At 34.9% G+C, this 22,962-nt stretch carries 11 protein-coding genes; 9 read left to right on the top strand and 2 right to left on the bottom strand.

Translation table 11 applies throughout. The annotated features are described in order from the left end of the window. The first annotated feature begins 19 nt into the window (after nucleotides 1-19). A complete protein-coding gene (locus ACZ0AH_RS06870; RefSeq protein WP_463475074.1) occupies nucleotides 20-661 on the top strand; it encodes a response regulator in 642 nt (213 codons plus the stop codon). 3 nt (nucleotides 662-664) lie between these two features. Here ACZ0AH_RS06870 and ACZ0AH_RS06865 read toward each other — a convergent pair whose 3' ends face one another. Next, entirely contained in the window at nucleotides 665-1,579 is a 915-nt protein-coding gene (locus ACZ0AH_RS06865) for a PorP/SprF family type IX secretion system membrane protein (RefSeq protein ID WP_463475073.1), read from the bottom strand. Between the two features lie 3 nt (nucleotides 1,580-1,582). Next, nucleotides 1,583-6,793 (bottom strand): HYR domain-containing protein, encoded by a 5,211-nt coding sequence (locus ACZ0AH_RS06860; RefSeq protein ID WP_463475072.1) that lies wholly within the window; start codon nucleotides 6,791-6,793, stop codon nucleotides 1,583-1,585. 126 nt (nucleotides 6,794-6,919) lie between these two features. Between ACZ0AH_RS06860 and ACZ0AH_RS06855 the strand changes: the two genes are divergently transcribed. From ACZ0AH_RS06855 to ACZ0AH_RS06820, 8 genes are all read left to right on the top strand, one after another. Further along, a complete protein-coding gene (locus tag ACZ0AH_RS06855; protein ID WP_463475071.1) occupies nucleotides 6,920-7,474 on the top strand; it encodes a GNAT family N-acetyltransferase in 555 nt (184 codons plus the stop codon). Nucleotides 7,475-7,960: 486 nt separating this feature from the next. Further along, nucleotides 7,961-9,523, top strand: coding sequence for a histidine kinase (locus ACZ0AH_RS06850; RefSeq protein ID WP_463475070.1), 1,563 nt, complete (start codon nucleotides 7,961-7,963; stop codon nucleotides 9,521-9,523). Nucleotides 9,524-9,629: 106 nt separating this feature from the next. Beyond that, complete coding sequence (locus tag ACZ0AH_RS06845; RefSeq protein ID WP_463475069.1) at nucleotides 9,630-12,218, top strand: zinc-dependent metalloprotease; 2,589 nt, start codon at nucleotides 9,630-9,632, stop codon at nucleotides 12,216-12,218. A 27-nt stretch (nucleotides 12,219-12,245) separates the two neighbouring features. After that, complete coding sequence (locus ACZ0AH_RS06840) at nucleotides 12,246-15,587, top strand: SusC/RagA family TonB-linked outer membrane protein (RefSeq protein ID WP_463475068.1); 3,342 nt, start codon at nucleotides 12,246-12,248, stop codon at nucleotides 15,585-15,587. A gap of 11 nt (nucleotides 15,588-15,598) precedes the next feature. Further along, the gene (locus ACZ0AH_RS06835) at nucleotides 15,599-16,918 is read left to right on the top strand and encodes a RagB/SusD family nutrient uptake outer membrane protein (protein ID WP_463475067.1); all 1,320 of its coding nucleotides are present in this window, start codon (nucleotides 15,599-15,601) and stop codon (nucleotides 16,916-16,918) included. A gap of 58 nt (nucleotides 16,919-16,976) precedes the next feature. Then, nucleotides 16,977-17,735 (top strand): LytR/AlgR family response regulator transcription factor, encoded by a 759-nt coding sequence (locus tag ACZ0AH_RS06830; RefSeq protein ID WP_463475066.1) that lies wholly within the window; start codon nucleotides 16,977-16,979, stop codon nucleotides 17,733-17,735. Nucleotides 17,736-18,017: 282 nt separating this feature from the next. Continuing rightward, nucleotides 18,018-18,467: a response regulator gene (locus ACZ0AH_RS06825; RefSeq protein WP_463475065.1), complete on the top strand. Its 450-nt coding sequence runs from the start codon at nucleotides 18,018-18,020 to the stop codon at nucleotides 18,465-18,467. A gap of 15 nt (nucleotides 18,468-18,482) precedes the next feature. Then, nucleotides 18,483-22,892: a PAS domain-containing sensor histidine kinase gene (locus ACZ0AH_RS06820; protein ID WP_463475064.1), complete on the top strand. Its 4,410-nt coding sequence runs from the start codon at nucleotides 18,483-18,485 to the stop codon at nucleotides 22,890-22,892. Nucleotides 22,893-22,962 lie beyond the last annotated feature (70 nt).

The raw sequence follows: 22,962 nt of genomic DNA, 5'->3' as shown, positions 1-22,962 counted from the left end.
CTGAAAAAAGTATTTTAAAATGAAGAAAATAAACCTGCTTATCGCCGATGACCACACGATGTTTCTGCAAGGAATTGTTTCGCTTTTGGAACAGGAACCTGAAATAAACATTGTGGGCAAAGCTGTTAACGGAATTGAAGCTTTGGAAATAATCAAAAAGGAAAGTGTTGATTTGGTTATTTTAGATATCAGTATGCCAGAAATGGATGGTATCGAACTGAGCAAAATCCTGAAAAAAGAATATCCCGATGTAAAAATACTAATCGTAAGTACGCACAGTAATGCGAGTATTATTTCGAGATTAATCCGAATTGGTGTTAATGGTTATTTGCTTAAAAATGCTGAGAAATCAGAGTTATTAAAAGCCATTACAACAATTGCAGATGACGAAAATTATTTCTCTGAAGAAACGGAAGAAAAACATCTTTCGAACAGTTTGAAAATTGAAAAACAGGTTTCGAATTTAACGGAATTGAGTTCTCGAGAAAAAGAGATTCTGGTCCTGATTGCACATGAATATAATACGGCTGAAATTGCCGAAAAAACTTTTATTAGCTTGAATACTGTCAACACGCATCGCCGTAATTTATTGTCTAAACTGAATGCTAAAAATACGGCGGGGCTTGTAAAATATGCGGTTGAAAATGGTTTGGTCGATTGATTTTTATTCGAATCCGTTACCAAATCGATAATTTAAAACCAATCCGAAAGTATCCGGAATTACTACATTATCAAATGATTTGTTATAGGTGCAAATAACCCTGAAATTCTGTGATAAATGAAATCCTGCTAAAACATTCAAAGTGTTTGAGGAACGATATCCTCCGCCAAATTCCAGTTTGTTTTTATAGTTTACCAAAAGATTTATATCGGCCTGAAACGGCGCTCCCTCTACATATTTTAGTAAAAAACTTGGGTTGATAATCACATCTTCTAAATCACCGGAAAAAAATCGATATCCCAAATAACCGTAATACACATTTTCTAAATTAGTATTGTTTTTGGAATTAAAAGTTCCGCTCAGCAAATTAGGCGCCGAAAGCCCAACGGTAATTGCGTCCCGGTTATATAAAAAACCAACTCCAAAAGTAGGTGTAAAACTATGGATGTTTTCCTGAAATTCGGGATCGTTTTCTAAGCCTAATTCGGTTAAATTTTCATCATAAATCATGGCTCCTGCAGTAACTCCCAACGAAATAATATTGGGATTGTACTTGAGGCTGTTTTTCTTTTTATAATCAGAATTCAGATAAATTTTATACGAATACGAAGTGAAAAAATGGGTTGTATTGCTTACTCCAATTTCATCATGAGATAATCCTGCAGCTAATCCTACCTTCTCTGATCCGGTTAATGTATTTACTGAAATATCAATATTTTTTGGACTTCCGTCGATTGAATTAAAATAACCGCTTGTTGTGAGCGCCAGATCAGTATCTGTATAATATCCTGCATATGCCGGATTTATGAGAACTGTATTGTAATTATAATTGGAAAAAACCGGAGTCTGCTGTCCATAAGCGCTTTCTAAAAAAATGATAATTAGGAAAGTCAGGAGAAATTTTATTTTATTTTTCATGAATTAACGTTTTAAAACAAGGTATCCCCTGAGTTTTTTAAAATGATGAGGCTGATCTACATTTATCTCAAAAAAGTAAGTTCCTTCCGGAAGTACATCTGCGCCTAATCCTTTGTTTTTGTTGGCTATTCCGGCAAAAACATTGGTTGAATTATTATAGCCTTGTGTCTGATAAACTAAATCGCCCCAACGGTTGTAAATCGAAACTTTGTTTTTTGGATATTGGGTGATATCATCTATTTCCCAAAAGTCATTTATGCCATCATTATTGGGAGAAAAACCATATTTTGTTTCGTCTTCATCTAGCGGAATTACGGTAATTGTGACAGAATCTTCGGTTTCGCAGCCTTCTTCATTTTTAAAAATTACGGTATAGGTTGTTGTTTCGGCCGGATTTGCTTTTGGATTGGATATTTGTGTATTGCTTAATCCAACAGAAGGATTCCATTGATACGTTCCTGTTTCTAAAGCAATTGCATCAAGCTGCACAAACTGACCTTCGATGATTTGTTCGTCACTTCCGGCATCAACTATGACAGGATTTGTGTTTAATTGAAAACTACAGCTTTTGGTATTATTATTTTTATCTGATGCTTTTATTGTAATAGTCATTCCGTCCTGATAAGCCGTGCCTGCAACCGGATTTTGCGTAATTAGAGGATTTGGATCTGTATTATCTGTTGCCGAAATCATCGTTGTATAATCCGGAATTACGGTTGTATTACAAGAAAGCAACTGGTTATCAAGGCAGCTAAAAACCGGCGCCTGATTGTCTGTAACAACATGAATTACAAAGGAACAATTAACTTCATTTCCGCTATTGTCTGATGTGCTCATGACAACAATCATTCCGTCAGAAACAAAAGCGCCGGGGCTTGGAGTTTGTGAAATTGTTAAATTTTTATCGCAATTATCCAGCCCAGTAATCATCGAAGTATAATCCGGAAGTGACGTTCCTGCCAACAAATTCTGATCTCCGATACAAGTTATCGTTGGCGGAGTTGCATCCACGGAAGTGTGGACTGTAAAACTGCAATTTGTATAATTAGTCGCTGCATCTGTAGCTGTTACGGTTACAGTCATGCCATCTGTAAAAACACTTCCTGCAACAGGATTTTGTGTAATTACGGGCGTAGCACCACAATTATCTGTTGCTGTAAATAAAGTTGTATAATCCGGAATTTTTTCCCCGCATGCTAAAGTCTGATCTCCGATACAATTCATTACCGGATCCTCAAAATCTGGCGATGCTAAATGTATTACGAAATTACATTCGGCTGAATTTCCTGATTCATCAGTGTATTTAATATGTATTGGAATTCCGTCATAGAAAGGCGTGCCTTCCGGCGGTGTCATTTCGGCACTGATATTATCACTACAATTATCCGAAAGATTCATCATTGGATCAAGCGCATAATTAGGAATCAAATCTCCGCAATATAACTTTACGTTGGTTGGACAAGTAAATGTTGGCGGCTTTGTATCTGCTCCTGAAGCATTGATAACAATACTGCATGTAGTTTCATGTCCTGCATCATCTTTTGCGGTGAAAGTAATTTGCATTCCGTCATAAAATGCTGTTCCTGCAATTGGATTTTGGGTGAGTTCTACATTCGTATCCATATCATCCGTTACGGTTAATAACGGAATATAATCCGGAACTGTTTCCCCACAGGCCAATTGTTGATTTGCCGGACAGGTTAAAACAGGCGGCTGTTTGTCGATACCATCTGAGATAGTAAAAGTGCACGTTTTAAAATTAGTGCTGGCATCTGTAACTGTTAGTGTTATGGTTTGAATTCCTCCTGTGAAAATGGTTCCCGGCAACGGACTTTGCGTTATTACAGGATTGTCATCGCAATTATCCTGTACAAATGTCTCTGATTTATAATCCGGAATTTCGCTTCCAACACCTAAAATTTTATTTCCCTGGCAGTTTAATATGACGGGAACTTCAGTATCCAATACAATTGCCCTTCCGAATATAAGATATGATTTACCCGGGTCCTGATTTACTTTGTAAGGCAAAAAAGGACTAAAAAACTGACTGTTTCCTACAACGACATCATCAAAACCATCATTATTAATATCTCCGGCAAAACTAATTGCGGTATAGTAAGCATAATTAAAACTAAATACCTGTGCTTCATTAGGTTTTAAAAGGTAGAGGTTTACAGGACTTGTCCAGGTAGTTTTACCATACAAGACATAAGCTTCTGAGCCGCTGGCTATGAAAACGTAATCATCAATTCCGTCTTTATTAAAATCTCCAATACCACCAAATTTAGTATCTGAACTGGCATTTGAAATTACAAAACCATTTGTGCCGTTTAGATTTTTTAAATCTACTGCTGCCGGTATATTTGCAGCGCCAAAAAGGATATGTCTTTTATTGAACACAATATCATTTAAGCCATCATGATTGATATCGCCTATTTTATTAACATCGGTATATCTTAATGTTTCTGCTGAATTTTCTACCACGAAACCATTGCTTCCGTTTAGCGCTGTTACATTAAAGACATCGGGAAAACCTGAACGTCCGTAAATAACATATCTTTTATCTCCTTCATAAGTAGCCACAACAATGTCAGGAATTCCATCGCCATTAATATCTCCTAAACCTGCTATAGTCTTGCCAATTTTATCAACGGTCGGATTACTTGTAATTACAGCACCATTGGTTCCGTTTAAATCTGTGGCCAATAGTAAGGCTGGAAAAGATCCGTTTTTTCCATAAATGATATAGGCTTTTTCTACTTCACCTGATCCGGAAATTGCAATATCATCGAAACCATCGTGATTAAAATCTCCAATATTATCAATGCTTGTCCCTACATTTTCATAATAAACAGTTCCGTAAAATGTAAAGCCATTAGTTCCGTTTAAACCTGATAATAAAAATTTTGACCCAAGACCTCCCTTTTTTCCGAAGATAACATACACGGCGCCTTCATTATAATTAACATGTTTACTTTGTGTTGCACTCAGCATAAAATCATCTACTCCGTCACCATTTAAATCTCCTGCCGCAGCTACTTTATAACCTGTTTTATCGTCTCTTGTTAAATCAATATCATCACGAACCACAAAACCATTAGTGCCATTTAGGTTTCCTAAATAAACAATTGGAGGAAATCCTGAACTTTTACCATAAATTACATACACGCTTCCTTTTACGAGGTCAACCACATTTTCAAAAGCGCCCGAAAAACTTATGGAACGTCCAACTGCACTTACAATAAAATCAGCTATTCCATCGCCATTTATATCTCCGGCTTTATTGACATTGAACCCTGTTTCTATTTGTCCTGTTTCCCCATAAATTGTAAAGCCATTTGCACCATTTAAGTCTTCTAAAGAAGTATGGAATGTTTTGCATGTAATCGCTGGCGGAGGTGTTTTTAATTTTACCAAAAAAGTACACGAACTTTTATTTCCGGATACATCGGTAACAGAAATCGTTACGTTGGTGTCTGCTTTAAATACAGTTCCTTCTGGCGGAGTCTGAGTAAATACAAGATCAAAAGTATTGACATACGTACAATTATCAATTAAATTAGGCAGATAAGAAACATAATTGGGCAATAAAGAATTAGCATACAACTCCTGATTAGACGGACATTCTATTGTTGGTGCAACAGCATCTACACGATCTGTTTTTTCTCCATAAAAAATATAAGCATTTCCTTTATCCCAATAATATTCCTGTCTGATAGACCCAAATATAAAATCGTTAGTTCCATCGTTATTGAAATCTCCAATTCCTGCTGCATCATTTGCAAAAATCTGAGAACTGTAACCTACGTAATTATTAAAAACCTGATATCCAATTTTATTTAAAATCGTGTTTTCTTTTACAATTCCTTTAGCTGTTTTTCCTCCAAATACAATAAACAAAGCGCCATTATTTGCAATTCCTTCTCTTGACGAAATTGCGATATCATCTTTGTTATCATGGTTTATATCTTTTAAGCCTGCAACAGAAAACCCTAATTGTTCGTTGTATTTAGTTCCCTGAAAAATTACACCGGTATTGGCTGTTAAATTTTCTACTGATAAAGCAGCCGGAAATGAATTACTCCCAAAAATAACATAAGCTTCACCCGCGCCGTAAATTCCGTTAAGGTCTTTATTAGGAGCTCCTACTATAATATCATCGATGCCATCACTGTTAAAATCTCCTGCCGCAGCAATTGACTTTCCTAATTGAGATTGCGGAATTGTATTTGTTATTACAGATCCTTCTGCCGCGGTCAGATTGTCTAGTTTAAATAAAGCCGGAAAACCAGAACTTTTTCCAAATACGATAGTCACTCTTCCCTGGTTAGAACTTATTCCGTCGTGAAAAGACGGGCTTCCTAATATCAAATCATCAATTCCGTCATGGTTTATATCTCCCGCATTACGGCCAATAGAACCTGCAATCGCCCACGACAAGGAATATCCTGAAATATGAAAACCATTTGTACCATTTAAGGATGAGGTGTTTAAACTCGCAATACCGCTGTTCCCAAAAACAATATAATAGTGAGCAAAAGCCTGATAATATTCTGTGATAATAATATCAGCTGTTCCGTCGTGATTAACATCGCCGGCAAAACTTACATCTCTGACATAGGTCCTCACCTCTGAATTACAGGTAATAAAGAACCCTTTTGAGTTATCAATAGCGGTTCTGTTATAAAGTGCCTGAAAACTATTAGCGCCAAAAAAGACAAAAGCGCCCCCCATTCCGGTCTCGTCATAATTTTCTGCTGCTATAATGTCATCGATACCATCTTTATTAAAATCGCCGGCTGTATCCAGCTTTGCACCTAATTTTTCGCCGGCAACAGAACCGCGAATTACAAAACCATTCGTTCCGTTTAAGGTTGAAATATCAAAAGTTTCAAATGAAAACTCCGATCCTCCAAAAATGATATAAATTTCACCTACATCTTCAAGTCCGCCAAAATCAACGCCCGGAGCTCCAATCATAATATCAGGAATTCCGTCGTGATTGATATCGCCGGCACTTTTTGTAGTATACCCCAGATCATCATTATTTAATTTTCCTTGAATAGAAAAGCCATTCGCCCCGTCTAAAATGGACTTCGGAACCTGCGGACAGCCATTTTGCCCAAAAGAAATCAATATTCCGCCAAATAGGAATACGGCTATTATAATCTGGAACTTATTTATTTTTTCGAATACAGTTTTATTTTTTCTCATCAAGACATACTATATTTTACACTATTATAAGCCGCAAAACTATATCTCTCCTTAATTGTACACATCACTATAAATAGTGATTTTAGTTTTGAAAATGATGTAATTTTGTACCTCAAAAAGGTGACTATGATTATTAGAAAAGCAATTCAGGCCGATTCTCCATTTATTGCCCCTCTCCTATTATTGGCGATGGAGGAGATTCTTTATAAATTCATTAATAAAAGAGATCATAAAATAATAAGTGCATTTTTATTGCATTTTGTCGAAAGTGAAAACAATCAGTATTCGTATCAGAATTGTTTTGTAGTCGAAGAAGAAAATGAAATTCTGGGAGTTGCTGCCGTTTATGACGGAGCCAAATTTCATGAATTAAGAAATCCGATTATTGAATATATCCGAACTCGTTTTAATCCGGATTTTAATCCCGAAGATGAAACGCAAGCCGGAGAATTTTATATTGATTCTTTAGGTGTAAATCCGAAACATCAGGGAAAAGGAATTGGTTCTAAAATACTCCAGTTCCTAATTGAAGAATTTGTGAGCAAAAATCATCAGACTTTAGGTTTATTGGTTGAAGAAAATAATCCGAATGCAAAGAAATTATATCTGAAATCAGCTTTTAAAATTGTTGGAGAAAAAACTTTGGCAGGGAAGAATATGGAACATCTTCAGATAGGTTGATTTGTTTTTTTAGTTTCAGGTTTCAGGTTTCAGGTTTATACTGGACGTGAAATTTGGAGCTTGATTTTTTTTGGTCGTATTACGTTAACGGATTAATCCTTTAAAAATGCACATTTTTGTCATTTCGACGGAGGAGAAATCGCACTAGCAGATCGACAAAGATTGACGACATTCTTTACGGAGTTTCGTGTGCGATTTCTCCTCCGTCGAAATGACAATATTGTGGTTATTAATCTAAATATTATATCGTTCCTACGGAACTTTATTTGTGTCGTATTGCATTTCAACGGATTAAAATCCGTCGCTACAATATGTTTCGAGCCTAAGGCTCTCTCTAAAGTTCCGGAGGAACGGTTTATTTTGTAGCAACGGATTTTAATCCGTTGTAAAAATTAAAAACCTATCAGACAAAAAGTTCTATATTTGCACACGAAAAAATAAATGCCACATTGCAATAAGGTCTGCCTTATTATTTAAAAAACATCTTTGAACTTTACTTTTAAAAATACTTTTTCTGGTCGGAACTTCTTTATTTTAGGAATTGTCTTTATTGTTCTGACTTTGCTTTCTATTTATATTTTAAGCGGATTGATTACGCAGATTACCGAAAAATCAAATGCCGAAAGTACACAACGTGGATTTCTAAAAAAGCAGGAAGTTATAGCACAGGAATTTTCGCGATTCTTAGGCACGCAGCAAGAAATCTCGCGCGTTATCGAAATGAGTACTTCTAAAAATTTATCTGATAATTTAAAAGTTTTAAGTACAATTCATGCCAATGATAGTTTGGTTAAAAATAATTGGTTTCAGATCAATAATCAGAAAATAGAATTTACTACTTCTAAAACAGGTTCAAATTTAGAATCTTCGATAAAAGATTTTATTGCCAAAAACGGCGAGCATAATCAATTTAATACTATTGTTGAGGATCATCAGAATTTCTTTTGGCGTATCTATTTTAAATGTACTGCTGCAAATGGCACAATAGTTCGGTACGGATATGATATTGACCTGCAATCACTTCAATCTTATTTTTCGACGATTGATCAAAAAGCGCCTAATTATGCTTTTGTATTTGATAAAAAGGGAACCATTATTTATCACCCGGAAATAAAACTGCTGAAAAAAAATATTTTCAAAATTTCTAATTTTCCTGCACGTGATACGACTTTTTCAATCAAAGATGGTTTTAGCCGAAGAATTGCGCTTTCGGAATATTTAAAATTAGACATTGTTCGATATACGAAACGACTGAATGTAAAAGGAACAAACTGGTACATTTGTGTCAATTTTGCAAAAGAAATTGCGAATGAAGATGTTGTTGCCGTAAAAAAATATGCTTCTTTAATTTATCTGATTACAACAGGAATCCTGCTGATTTTCTTTTATTTTTTTACGCTTTTTACCCGAAGAAACTTCCGTGAAAAAGCAATTTTGTCACAGGAAAAAAATAATCTTCTTTTAGAGAATGAAAAAATCAATAAAGAGAAAGCATTAATTCAGCTGCAGCAATTAAAGGAACAGATAAATCCGCACTTTTTATTTAATTCCCTGAATTCACTTTATATGCTGATTGAAGGCAATACAGGTGTTGCGCGCAAATTTACTTTGAACCTTTCTAAAATTTATCGTTATCTGATTAATCCGCCATCTCAAAATATTGTTACGGTTCAGGAAGAATTGCTTTTTATAGAGAAATATATCTTTTTGCAGCAAACCAGATTTACAGAAGAATTTGTTTTTACTATTCATATAGAAGACGAAAACATCCTGGCTAAAAAAGTGCCTTATCTTTCTTTTCAGATTGCGGTAGAAAACGCCATCAAACACAATATTGCTTCTGAAGAAAATCCGTTGAAAATCACAATCGATATCAAGGAAAATGCGGTAATCATTACCAATAACTTAAACGAAAAGCCCAACTTCGGGAAAGAATCTAAATTTGGTCATAAATACTTGGAAAGTATCTACAATTACTATTCTAAAAAAGACTTTCAAACCTTCAAAAAAGACGGAGATTTTACTTGCATTTTACCATTAATCGGATAAAAATAAAACATTCACTCCCAAAAAAAAGCCACTCACTCCTTTTTGTTTTTTTTAACAATGTCGACATTATAATTTTAGCCTAAAATTAACTTAAACTTAACTTTAAATGGGGAAAAAGGCATTGTTGAGAACCCTAAAAACCATCTTTATATTGACACTATTATGTAGCAGCAATGTAATGGTTTCTCAAAAAAACAAAAAAGACAAAACTGAAGAAGTTAAAGATTCGCTGAAAGCCCCAAAAGGAAAAAAATACGCAGATCTTATTAAACAAGGAGTTTTCAAAAAAGGATTATTCAATACCATACAAGTTAAAACTGATTTATATTTAGAAATCAACGATTCTTTATTTCAAAGAGAATTTTTGGTGGTTAATAAAATTTCAAGCGTTCCTATGCCTGTTAACGAGCAAGGGCTTAACAGAGGAATGAACTACGAAAACAAAATTATTACTTTTCATAAAGATCTTGTTGCAAAAAAGGTTTGGGTCAAATCATCTGTGCCTAATGTTTCATCCCCTGTTGGAGACGCTATAACAGCTTCGGTAAATGCTAATTTTTCGGAATCTATTATAGAAGTTTTTGATATTGAAACAAAAAACAATGATTCGACTTCGATCGTAATCAAGGCAAATAAAGTTTTTGACGGAAAACAAAAGAGTTTCAATGATGTTTTAAACAATGTTGGATTAGGCGGATCTGTAAAATCAGAGCTTTCGTATATAGAAAGTGTGAAAACATTTCCAAAAAATATTGTCATAAAATCACAACTTACTACTTCTGTAAGCGAGGGCGGACCTGCTTTATCGGTTACTCTTGGCGTGACGAGCAATATTATTTTATTGGATAAAGTGCCTATGCAGCCTCGTTTTGCAGACAAACGTGTTGGTTATTTCTCTGAAGACCACTGGTATTTTAGCGATGATCAGCAAGCATTGCGTGAAAAAGAACTAATCACACGCTGGAGATTAGAACCTAAAAAAGAAGACCTTGAAAAATATAAAAATGGCGAATTAGTAGAGCCTAAGAAACCCATTGTTTACTACATCGATCCATCGACACCTAAACAATGGCGCTCCTATATAATGGAAGGCGTTCGTGACTGGCAGGTCGCTTTTGAAAGAGCAGGATTTAAAAATGCTGTTATTGCAAAAGAACCTACGGCTGAAGATACCGATTTTGATATCGACGACGTACGTTATTCTGTTATTACTTATGTAGCATCACAAAAATCAAATGCTATGGGACCTGCAGTTGTAGATCCAAGAAGTGGTGAAATCATTGAATCAGATATTATCTGGTGGCATAATGTGATGACCTCTTTGCACAGCTGGATGCGTATTCAGACTGGTGCAATTGACCCAAAAGCCAGAGGAAACAAATTTAGCGACGAACATATGGGCGAAGCGATTCGTTTTGTATCGTCTCACGAAGTTGGACATACTTTTGGTTTGAAACACAATATGGGAGCATCATTTGCCTATCCTGTAGAATCGCTTCGATCTGCGGCCTTTACGGCAAAAATGGGCGGAACAGCTCCTTCTATTATGGATTATGCGCGCTACAATTATATCGCTCAGCCGGAAGATCACGTAGAAGCCATTACACCAAAAATTGGTGAATATGACAAATATGCTATCGAATGGGGTTACAGATGGTATCCTAATGAAACTGAAGAACACACGGCATTAAACAGCCTGATTACCAAACACCAGGACGATCCTGTTTATTTTTACGGAGAACAACAAGCCGCAGACGCTGCAATAGATCCGCGTTCACAATCTGAAGATTTGGGTGATGATGCTATGAAAGCCAGTGAATATGGTCTTAAAAACTTAAAGAAAGTAGTTAGCAATATTCTGGACTGGACGTATGATAAAGACGAATCGTATTATGAAACGGGTAAACTTTATATTGCTGCAATTGGTCAATGGAATCTTTACAATTATCATGTTTTAAGCAATCTTGGCGGTATTTATTTGAATACTACGGTTCACGGCGATAACAAACAAAGTTATGTTCCGGTTCCGGCTGCGATTCAAAAAAGAGCGGTTTCGTACTTATTAAACAATAGTATTAAACTTCCGGAATGGTTGTTTTTTAACCCAATCCTGGATAAAACAAATCCGTTGAAAGATTCTCCTCTTGGACCTTATGAATACACGCCTTATACATTGGCAAGAGAATTACAATATGGTATTTTATACAGCATGTTAAGCGATGATCGTTTACTGCGAATTACCGAAAATGAATTATACCAGCGTAATGAAACTAAGGAAAATATTTTTACGGTAACACAATTATTCCAAACGATCCGTCAGAACATTTTTGCTTCAACTATACAAAATAAATCGCTTACTATAATGGAGCGTATGACTCAGAAAAATTATGTTGATGTATTGATTGTTTCAACCAATAAACTTTTTGAAAAAACGGAACCTAAAAAAAGTATTGACATTCAGGAAAATTTAAGCATGCCGCATTTATGCGATTATCTTGATGAATCAAAAATGGCACGCAACATTAACCAATCTTCTTTAAAAAGAGTTTCTGAAGTTACCTCTGATAAAAAAGGCGAATTAAACCAAATTCTGCAACTTTTGAAATCAAAGAGAAGTATTGGAAATCAAGAAACCAGAAATCATTATTTTGATTTGATTCAGCGTATTGAAAGAGCATTAAACAACACATTATAGAATTTTAACCAAACCCAAACACACCTAATGAAAAATTTATTTTACATGCTGAGTTTCCTTCTTACCTTATCCGGGTATGCGCAGGAAAGGACTATTACAGGGAAAGTAATTGACAGTAAAGACGGTTTACCTATTCCAGGGGTAACTGTTTATCTCGAAAATAGCGCTGTATCAAACAATACCCAACAAAAAGGAGTTATCCAGAGTTCCAGTCTGGGAACTGTTACTGATTTTGATGGTACGTTTGAATTTAAAATCAACAGTAACATGAAAAGTTTAAGAGTAACCTATATGGGTTATGAGCCTTATACAATTGAAATTACGAATCAAAAAGAGTATACTATTTCTTTAAAATCTAACGTAGCAGAATTAAAAGAGATCGTTGTAACGGGTTACCAAAAGATCGAAAGCAGAAAATTAACTTCTTCTGTTGCACAAGTAAACATGGCTGATATTCAACAAGCCGGTGTTGCGAGTTTGGATCAAATGTTAATTGGTCAGGTTGCGGGTGTAGCGGTAACGCAACAAACGGGAGCTCCGGGAACAATCTCAAAAATCAGAATTCGTGGTACTGCATCTCTTAATGGTGCACAGGATCCGTTATGGGTTTTAGATGGTTTGCCTCTTGAAGGAAATGATGTTCCTCAAAACTATGACAAAGACAATATAGATGTATTAAGTAATTTTTCTATCGCAGGATTAAACCCTGATGATATCAAAGATATTACCATATTAAAAGATGCTGCTGCTACGGCAATTTACGGAGCAAGAGCTGCAAATGGTGTTATTGTGGTAACAACTAAAAAAGGAAGAAAAGGAAACATGAAAGTAGACTTTAACGTTAATACTTTTGTGACTCAAAAACCTGATTTTTCTAAATTAAACCTTATGAATTCTTCTCAAAAAGTAGATTTTGAACTTTCGCTGGCTTCAAGAGAAGATTTGACTTACAGAGATACTGCTGGAGAAATTTCCCGTATTTTAAACCAATCTAATGAATTAGATGCTTTTAGAGCAGGAGGTTTTTCATCTCTAAGTCCTACAACACAAAACTCAATCAATGCTTTAAGAAACAATAATACCAATTGGGGTGATTTATTGTATAGAACTGCTTTTAACACACAATATGGTTTGAGCTTATCCGGTGGTGGAGAAAGATCTGATTACTATTTCTCTCTTGGAGCTTATAATGAAGAAGGTGCTACTGTAGGAACTGGTTTTGACAGATACAACCTTACCTTAAAAAACAACTTTGATGTAACGGATAAATTACATGTTGGTGTTGGAATTTTTGGTACGCAAAGCAAGAAAACTACTTATATCTCAGATACAGATGGTTTTACAAATCCTGCTAACTATTCAAGAAACGTAAACCCATACCTGACTCCATTCAATGCTGATGGAAGCTACAATTATGATAAAGATATCAAAGGATACGGAAATGGAACTACCTACGTTCCTTTTAATTTCCTGGAAGAAAGAGAAAATACAAATTACGAACTACTAACAAGATCAGTAAAAGCATTACTTGATGTTGATTATAGTATTACGAAAGGCTTAAAAGCAAGTACTCAAATTGGTTTACAGTTTGATAACAATTCTTCTGAAAAATATGCTGGTAAAGACACTTACTTTACAAGAAAAGAAAGAGAAAAAACAAGTGTATTTGCAAACGGAACTTATAATTATTTCCTTCCTGCCGGCGGAATTATTCAAAATTCAAACACAGACTTTTTTCAATATAATATAAAAACTTTGCTAAACTATAGCACTACTCTTGGCGGAAAACATGAGTTGGAATTTATGGTTGGTAATGAATTAAGAAAAAACAAAAGCACTGCTATTAATACAAAAGGTTTTGGTTTTGACCCGAAAACATTGACTACAACTCAAATTGTTTTTCCAACTCCAAGCTATGCAGCTGACATAAACTATAGAACATATTTAAAGAATGAAAACGAAAATGCATTTGCATCATTCTTTGCAACAGCATCTTATACTTACAACAGAAAATATACTTTCTTTGGAAGTGTTCGTTATGACGGATCAGATTTATTTGGTGCAGACCCTAAATACAAATACTTGCCATTATGGGCTGCTTCTGGTTCATGGTTAATTTCTCAGGAAGATTTCTTAAAAGACAACACCGTAATTTCTAATTTAAGATTACGTGCTTCTTACGGTTTACAAGGAAATATCGACAAAAATACTTCTCCGTATGTAGTTGGTACAAACCAAACAACTGTTATTTTACCAGGACAAACAGAGCCTGTTATCAATGTAACGTCTCCTCCTAATGATAAATTGAGATGGGAAAAAACGACCAATACTAACCTTGGACTGGATCTTGGTTTATTCAACAATCGAATTAACATTGTAACTGATGTTTACGGAAGAAAAAGTACTGATTTAATTGGTTTACAATCGCTTCCTGTTGAAAACGGATTTGAATTTACAAATGCTAACTGGGCGCAGGTAACGAATAAAGGATATGAATTTGCTATTTCAAGCAGAAACATTGACCACCCAAACTTTAAGTGGAATACCACTATTAATTTTGCTCATAATAAGAGTAATGTTGATCGTATTCAAACAAGATCAAACAGTTATTTACCTTCTAGAGAAGGACTTCCGGTAAATGCGGTATTCGCATTAAAAACTGCAGGAATTGATGAAAATGGTTATCCTTTATTTGTAAATAAAAAAGGAGAAACTGTAAACTCACAAACCTTTTTTGCCCTTTTTGACCCCTACGCAGATTTTTTCCCGGGAGTTCTGTCTCAATCAAAACTTACAGATGCTGAAACAAGAGATTTGTTTACTTATGTAGGAGACTTAGATCCTAAATTTACTGGTGGTTTCACCAATACATTCAAAGTTCATAATTTTGATCTTACAATTGCAGCCACTTTCAATATTAAACAAACTGTCGTTGAAAAACCTACTTTCAATGGTACACAATTAGATCGTGGTCAAAACTATACTACTGATGCACTTAATGTATGGTCACCTACTAATACAGGTTCACACATACCTGGAATTACTAGTGAAACTTCAGGAACAGGAGATTCATGGATGGCTTACCAATGGTATTCTGGAGGAAATCAAATTCCAATGTACAATTACTTAGATACATGGGTTCATGAAATGAGTTTTATGCGTGTGAGCAGTATTCGTTTTGGATATACTTTGCCTAAAAAAGCTATAAACAGTTTGTTTATGGATAACATCAGATTTAGTATTGAAGGTAGAAACCTATTCGTAGTCAGCTCTGATTATAAAGGTTACTTTGACCCTGAAACTTACGGAAATATCTATGCACAACCAATCCCAAGATCAATTTCTTTAGGATGTAACCTAACTTTTTAATCTGATTCAAAATGAAAAATATATTAAAATACGTATTCTTTGCCAGCGTAGCGATTACTACTATAAGCTGCGATAATTATCTTGATGTTAAGCCAGTGGGTAAAGTAATTCCGGAAACTTTGGAAGATTACAGAGCCGTAATGACAAAAGCATATTCTATTACTGCAATCCATAAAGCATTGTCTGCTGTAAGAGCAGACGAATTGATTCTTGATGAATTTAATGATAATGCCACTTTCTATAAAGATCATTATATCTGGAACGATATCAATCCTGATAAAACGACAAACAGTTTTCCTTATGCTGCTTTATACAACAGGATTTTTTATACGAATGTAGTGATCAATGAAGCAAGCCAAAAGTTAGCGCCTTCTGCAGAGAAAGACCAATTACTTGGAGAAGCTTATGCGCTAAGAGCCTTGACTTACTTTGATTTATTGAACATATTCAGTAAATCTTATAATGCTGCAACAGCTGCAACAGACAAAGGTGTTCCATTGGCTTTAAAAATAGATTTAGAGCAGGCTTATGTGCCTCAAAGTGTTGCTGTTATTTATGATCAGATTTTATCTGATAACGAAGAGGCTAGAAAATTATTGAATTTAGACATTCAGACAACAGGTATTAATTACCGTTTTTCTAAGGCTTCTTTATATGCTATGGAATCCCGTATTTTCCTTTACAGAAAAGAATGGGCTAAAGCTGTTGAAGCTGCAGATAAAGCAATGACATACAAAAATGCTTTAATCAACTTAAACACTACAGCTGCTTTGCCTAACCTTTATAATGGGCCGGAATCTATTTTAGCGCTTGAAGATCCTTTTATCAATATTATAAAAGGAACATCATATGCTTCAACAACTTTAACAGGGGCTTATGATAAAACAAACGATTTACGTTTTGCTTTGTATTATCAGGCAAGCGGAAGCAGGTTCAGATTTAGAAAAGGTGGTGATATCGCTCAAAAATGTACCTTCAGAACAGCTGAATTGTATTTAACAAAAGCAGAAGCATCAGTACAATTGAACGATCTTCAAACAGCTAGAACAACAGTTTTGGATTTTGTAAAAAACAGATACACTTCAACAGGTTATATACAATTAAGCATAACAGTTAATGCCATGAACCAAACTCAGCTTCTTGATTTTATTGCTCAGGAAAGACAAAGAGAGTTTGCGGTTGAAGGTCACCGTTGGTTTGATTTAAAAAGAACGACTCAAAAACAAATCACCCATACCTTTAATGGAGAAAATTATACTCTGATAGAAAATGATCCGCGTTATACGCTGCCATTTCCTCAAGAAGCACGATTAAATAATCCTGATTTGTAAATTCAAAAGCTCCGTTTTTAACGGAGCTTTTTTTTTAACTTTGCAGAAAAATTAGGAAATGAAAATTGTCATTATTGAAGATGAACATCTTGCTTCAAGTTATTTGAAATCAATTCTGGAACAACAAGCCATAATTTCTATAAATGAAATAACAGTTTTAAAATCTGTAAAAGATGCCGTTGCTTTTTTTAAGATAAATACGGTAGATCTTGCTTTTATGGATATTCATTTGGGCGACGGAAAAAGTCTGGACATTTTTGAAGAAACGACAATTTCATGTCCCGTTATTTTTATAACCGCTTACGACTCGTATGCCGTAAAAGTTTTCAGGCATTTTACGATCGATTACCTTCTTAAACCTTATGAAGAAGAAGAATTATTAGAAGCTTTGGCTAAATATAAAAACATAAAAGAAACTTTTAATCCTAACCCAATCATTGAATCGCTTGTTGAAATTGAAAATCAAAACAACATTCAGCACCATTTTTTAGTAAGTCACAGAGACAAACTAATTTCGATACACGATACGGCAATTACCTATTTTTTTGCCACGGGAAAACACCTTTTTCTTTACAACAATTCGGGAAACAGTTTTTTATACAATAGCAATCTCAAAGACTTAATCAATAAACTGGATCCGGTTCTTTTTTTTAAAGTAAACCGAAAATATATCATCAATAGAAATCATATTCAGCAAATCATTAAACATTCCAGTCAAAAAATAGAATTGCTTTTAAATGTTTCTATTCCGGATAGTGAACCCATAATTTTAAGTAAAAAAGAAATTAATAATTTTAAGAACTGGCTCGATTCTTAAATCTTAAATTATTTTTCCTTTTTAAAAAAGACTGAAAATAAGTGTATTTAATACCTTATTCATTTTTTAAAACTTATTTCTTTGATGTGAATCGCTGGGAAAAAAATATCTTCTCACAACAATATAAATCATTATTAGAAATAGTTAATTTTATGAAAATATTTTTGATTATGAAATTAGTCCTATCTTAGCAGAAATTAATCTATTTTTTGAGACAAATTCGATTCCAAAAACAAAGAAATACCGACTTAAAAATCAAATTAAATTTTTATAATACTCGAAATGAACAAACAACAATACAATCTCTTACTGGCAGATGATGATGAAGATGATTGTGCTTTTTTTAAAGAAGCGCTTGACGAATTATCGCTTCCTGTATCTCTTGTAACGGTAAATGACGGAGTAGAATTAATGGATGTTTTATTAGATGATACTTCAGGCGATTTGCCTGATGTTCTTTTTCTTGACCTGAATATGCCGCGCAAAAACGGTTATGAATGCCTTACAGAAATTAAGGAAATTGACGAACTCAAAAATCTCCCTATAATTATTTTTTCGACTTCTCTCGATTTGGAGATTGTAGATTTAATGTATGAAAAAGGCGCAACTTATTACATTCGCAAACCTGGCGATTTTTCTAAATTAAAAAAAGTAATCGGAAATGCACTTAACATAGCATCCGAAAATAATTTTAAGCAACCGGCAAGAGCGCAATTTATTCTTCAACCTTAAATCTTTTTTTTTAGAATGGGCAGTATAAATAAGGAACATTATTTCCTGATGGGCGGTGGAGAAATGGGTGACTTAATACGATCTAAAGATTGGAGCAAAACATCTTTGGGAAATCCGAACACCTGGCCACAAAGCCTCCGTACTATGGTTGCCGTAATGCTGCATAATCCATTTGGAATGTATATTTGCTGGGGCAATGATTTTACCCAATTATACAATGATGCCTTCCGGCCAATTCTGGGTTCAACCAAACATCCTCAGGCTTTAGGGATTAGCTCTACAGAAACATTCGCTGAAATTTGGGATACAATTGGCCCTATGTTTGACGGCGTAATGAAAGGAAAAGCCGTTAGTTTTCCTGACTTTATGGTTGTTTTAAACAGAAACGGATTTGATGAAGAATGTTATTTTGATTTCTCTTACAGTCCAATTATAGATGAAAATGGAAATGTTGGCGGAATTTTGGTTACCGTAATTGAAACGACCCAAAAGAAAAAAGCAACCGAAGCCTTAAAAGAAAGTAACGCCCGATTTATAAACAATATCATGCAGGCGCCAGTGGCCATGTGTGTGTTTAGAGGTGAAAATCATATCGTCGAAATTGCAAACGATCAGATGATTCAGTTATGGGGAACAACTGCCGAAAAAGTAATCAACAAACCTATTTTTGAAGGTTTACCCGAAGCACGAAATCAAAATCTTGAAATTTTACTGGATAACGTTTATAAAACCGGTGAAAAATTTACTGCCAATGAACTCCCGGTCGGGTTACCACGGGATGGAAAAACAGAAATTACATACATCAACTTTGTCTACCAAGCCCTTACAGATGCTGACGGAACTATTTCTGGCGTTGTTGCAATTGCCATAGAAGTAACCCCGCAAGTAATATCGCGTTCTAAAATTGAAGAAAGCGAGCAAAAAGTTAGGGAATTGGTTGAAAATGCCCCTTTTCCGATTGCTGTTTATGTTGGTAAAGAAATGATTGTGGAACTTGCCAACGAATCTATTATTAAAATTTGGGGAAAAGGCAGCGATGTCATCAATAAGTCATTCAAAGATGTATTGCCGGAATTGGATAATCAGCTTGTTTTTGAACAAATTAATACCGTTCTCGAAACCGGACAATCTTTTCATACTAAAAATACTCCGCTTGATTTAACTGTCGACGGAATAGTAAAAACGTTTTATTTCAATTACAGTTTAACACCATTATTTGATACAAAAGGCGCAATATATGGCGTAATGAATACAGGGGTCGACCTGACTGACCTTAATATCGCCAAGAAAAGAGTTGAAGAAAGCGAACTGAACTTACGCAGTATGGTTTTGCAGTCTCCTATTGGCATTTGCGTTTTGGATGCCAAAACTTTAGTAAGCGAAATTGTAAATGAAAGCTTTATTGAAGTCGCCGGAAAACCTTATGAAGAAATTGCCGGAAAATATTATTGGGACACTTTTGCTGAGGTAAAATCATATTATGAAGAGCCACTTTTAAAAGTAGTAGAAACTGGTATTCCGTATTATGCTAATGAAGTCGAAATGACCCTCATTAGACATGGTAAGGAAGAAAAAATATATGTAACTTTTGTTTACGCACCTCTTAAAAATATTGAAGGAAAAGTTACAAAAATCGCCATTTGGGTACTTGATAATACGCCTCAGGTAAAAGCAAGACAAAAAATCGAAGAAGCAGATAAACGTTTCCGTAATACGGTTAAGCAGGCGCCTGTTGGAATTACCATTTTACGCGGTCCGAATTATATGGTCGAAATGGCCAATGAAGCTTATTTAAAACTAGTTGATCGCGAAGAAAATACTTTTATTGGCAGACCATTATTTGATTCTTTACCAGAAGTTGAAGAAACCGTAAATCCGCTGTTGCATGGTGTATTTACTACCGGAATCCCTTTTCATGGAAATGAAGTCCCGGTTCCGTTAAACCGATATGGCAAACAGGAAATCAGTTATTTTGATTTTCTTTATCATCCATTAAAAGAAGAAAATGGAGAAATTTCAGGTATCATCGTAACCGCTACAGAAGTAAGTGAAAAAGTTGAAGCCAGAAAAAAAACAGAACAAAACGAAGAAAGGCTGAATATTATTGTAGAAGCCAGCGAACTAGGGACCTGGGAACTAAATGTAAAAATAAAAGAACTTAAATATTCTAAAAGATATATAGAAATTGTTACCGGACGCAAAGATGAGGTACACTTAAACCACGAACAATTAATTAGTCATGTTCATCCTGACGACATGCATGTTAGAGAAAATGCTCTGGCAGAATCAATTACCAGAGGATATTTGTATTATGAAGCCAGAGTAATTTGGGAAGATCAGTCTATTCACTGGGTTGAAGCCAAAGGAAAAGTTTTTTATGACTCAGAAGGAAACGCCGAAAAATTATTAGGCACTGTCAGAGATATTACAGATGAGAAAAATCATCAGCAGGAACTGGAAGAAAGTGAAAAAAGATTCCGTACCCTAGTTATGGAATCTCCTGTACCAAAAGCCATTTTAAAAGGCAAGGATATGGTAATCGAAATTGCCAATGTCGCACTTCTGAAAAATATATGGCGAAAAAAAGAAAGCGAAGTTCAGGGCAAAAAACTTTTTGAAGTATTTCCGGAACTCACAAAACAAAAATATGCAAAACTCTTAAATGAAGTTTATACAACCGGAGATGTACATTCTGAATCCGAATCAATTTTATATTTAGACGATAACAATGGCCAACATCATTTTTATATCGATTTTGAATATGCCCCAATGCGTGAAGCAGATAACAGCATTTCAGGAATAAAAATGACAATTATTGATGTAACCGAAAAAGTTGAAACCAGAAAAAAAATAGAGGAAAGCGAAAAAAGATTCCGTTCCTTAACCGAAAGTATTCCGCAGTTAATCTGGGAAACCGATGAAAAAGGCAAAGCCTTATTCGCATCCGGTAAATGGTCTGAATATACAGGCATAAACCCAGCCGGAGAAGAAGAATGGAAAGCCATGATTCATCCCGATGATTATGAAGAAAATATCAGAATCTGGAGCCACAGTCTTGCAACCGGAGATCCGTACAGATGTGATGTGCGTGTTCGAAGAAAAGATGGCAATTACAGATGGCACGCCGTAATTGGAGAACCTGTTTATAATAAAGAAAATAAAATCGTTAAATGGGTTGGCGCTTTTACTGATATTCATACCGAAAAAGCTTTTACGCATGAACTCGAACAACAGGTTGCCGCTCGAACAAAAGAGTTAATCTTAATCAATGAGTCGCTTAGAAAAAGTGAAGAACGCTATCATTTAATGGTCGAAGAAGTTCAGGATTATGCCATTTTATATCTGAATCATGAAGGTATAGTCGAAAACTGGAATATTGGTGCCGAAAAAATAAAAGGTTACAAAGCAGACGAAATTGTAGGAAAGAGTTTTTCTATATTTTATACAGAATCAGATCGAAAAGGCGGTCTTCCGCAAAAACTACTCAATGTTGCTATTCAAAAAGGAAAAGCACTGCAGGAAGGCTGGCGCGTTCGCAAAGATGGAACTCCTTTTTGGGCCAGTGTTGTAATTACAGCCGTTCATAACAAAAAAAATCAGGTAATCGGATTTTCAAAAATGACGCATGACCTGAGCGAAAAAAAGAAAGCCGAAGATAAATTGAAACAAAATGCCTTAGAACTCGAACAGAAAAATTTAGAGCTCGAGCAAATGAACAAGGAGCTTCAGTCTTTTGCCTATATTTCAAGCCACGATTTACAGGAACCTTTAAGAAAAATCCAAACTTTTGCCACACAGATTATAGAAAGAGAATCGGATAATTTATCAGATATTGGAAAAGATAAATTCAAACGCATGCAAAATGCGGCACAACGCATGCAAACTTTGATTAATGACCTACTCTCCTATTCCAGAACAAATGTTCAGGAAAGAGTGTTTGAAAAAACAGATCTTTATAAGATTATTAATGAAGTAAAAGATGATTTAAAAGAAGAACTCGAACTAAAACATGCTGTTATCGAAAGTAATAAGACATGTGAAGTTAGTATCATTCCGTTTCAATTCAGACAATTATTATACAATTTGGTGAGCAATTCACTTAAGTTCTCTAATCCGGAAGTTCCTACTGTAATTAAAATTAACAGCATAATAGAAAATGGAAAAGACCTTAAAAATGAAACATTATCTGATGATGTAGATTATTGTCATATTAGTATTTCGGACAACGGAATTGGTTTTGAATCTCAGTACAACAAAAAAATATTCGAAGTTTTTCAACGCCTTCACGGACGGGATCAATATAACGGAACCGGAATTGGTCTTGCCATTGTTAAAAAGATCGTAGAAAACCATAACGGAATTATCACAGCAAGCGGCGAACAAAATAAAGGAGCCACATTTGATATTTATATTCCGGTGAAATAATTATAAAAACAAAACAAAAAAGGGAAATCAGTTTAAACTGATTTCCCTTTTTTTATGGGTTAAAATCCTA

Source organism: Flavobacterium sp. AC105, from assembly GCF_979258495.1.
The sequence above is the reverse complement of the archived record's forward strand: the minus strand, read 5'-3'. Positions and strand labels throughout refer to the sequence as shown.

Excerpts from the sequence above, each read along its gene's own strand:
- ACZ0AH_RS06870 (WP_463475074.1), top strand. The coding sequence starts at position 20 with ATGAAGAAAATAAACCTGCTTATCGCCGATGACCACACGATGTTTCTG.
- ACZ0AH_RS06865 (WP_463475073.1), bottom strand. The coding sequence starts at position 1,579 with ATGAAAAATAAAATAAAATTTCTCCTGACTTTCCTAATTATCATTTTT.
- ACZ0AH_RS06860 (WP_463475072.1), bottom strand. The coding sequence starts at position 6,793 with ATGAGAAAAAATAAAACTGTATTCGAAAAAATAAATAAGTTCCAGATT.
- ACZ0AH_RS06855 (WP_463475071.1), top strand. The coding sequence starts at position 6,920 with ATGATTATTAGAAAAGCAATTCAGGCCGATTCTCCATTTATTGCCCCT.
- ACZ0AH_RS06845 (WP_463475069.1), top strand. The coding sequence starts at position 9,630 with ATGGGGAAAAAGGCATTGTTGAGAACCCTAAAAACCATCTTTATATTG.
- ACZ0AH_RS06840 (WP_463475068.1), top strand. The coding sequence starts at position 12,246 with ATGAAAAATTTATTTTACATGCTGAGTTTCCTTCTTACCTTATCCGGG.
- ACZ0AH_RS06835 (WP_463475067.1), top strand. The coding sequence starts at position 15,599 with ATGAAAAATATATTAAAATACGTATTCTTTGCCAGCGTAGCGATTACT.
- ACZ0AH_RS06830 (WP_463475066.1), top strand. The coding sequence starts at position 16,977 with ATGAAAATTGTCATTATTGAAGATGAACATCTTGCTTCAAGTTATTTG.
- ACZ0AH_RS06825 (WP_463475065.1), top strand. The coding sequence starts at position 18,018 with ATGAACAAACAACAATACAATCTCTTACTGGCAGATGATGATGAAGAT.
- ACZ0AH_RS06820 (WP_463475064.1), top strand. The coding sequence starts at position 18,483 with ATGGGCAGTATAAATAAGGAACATTATTTCCTGATGGGCGGTGGAGAA.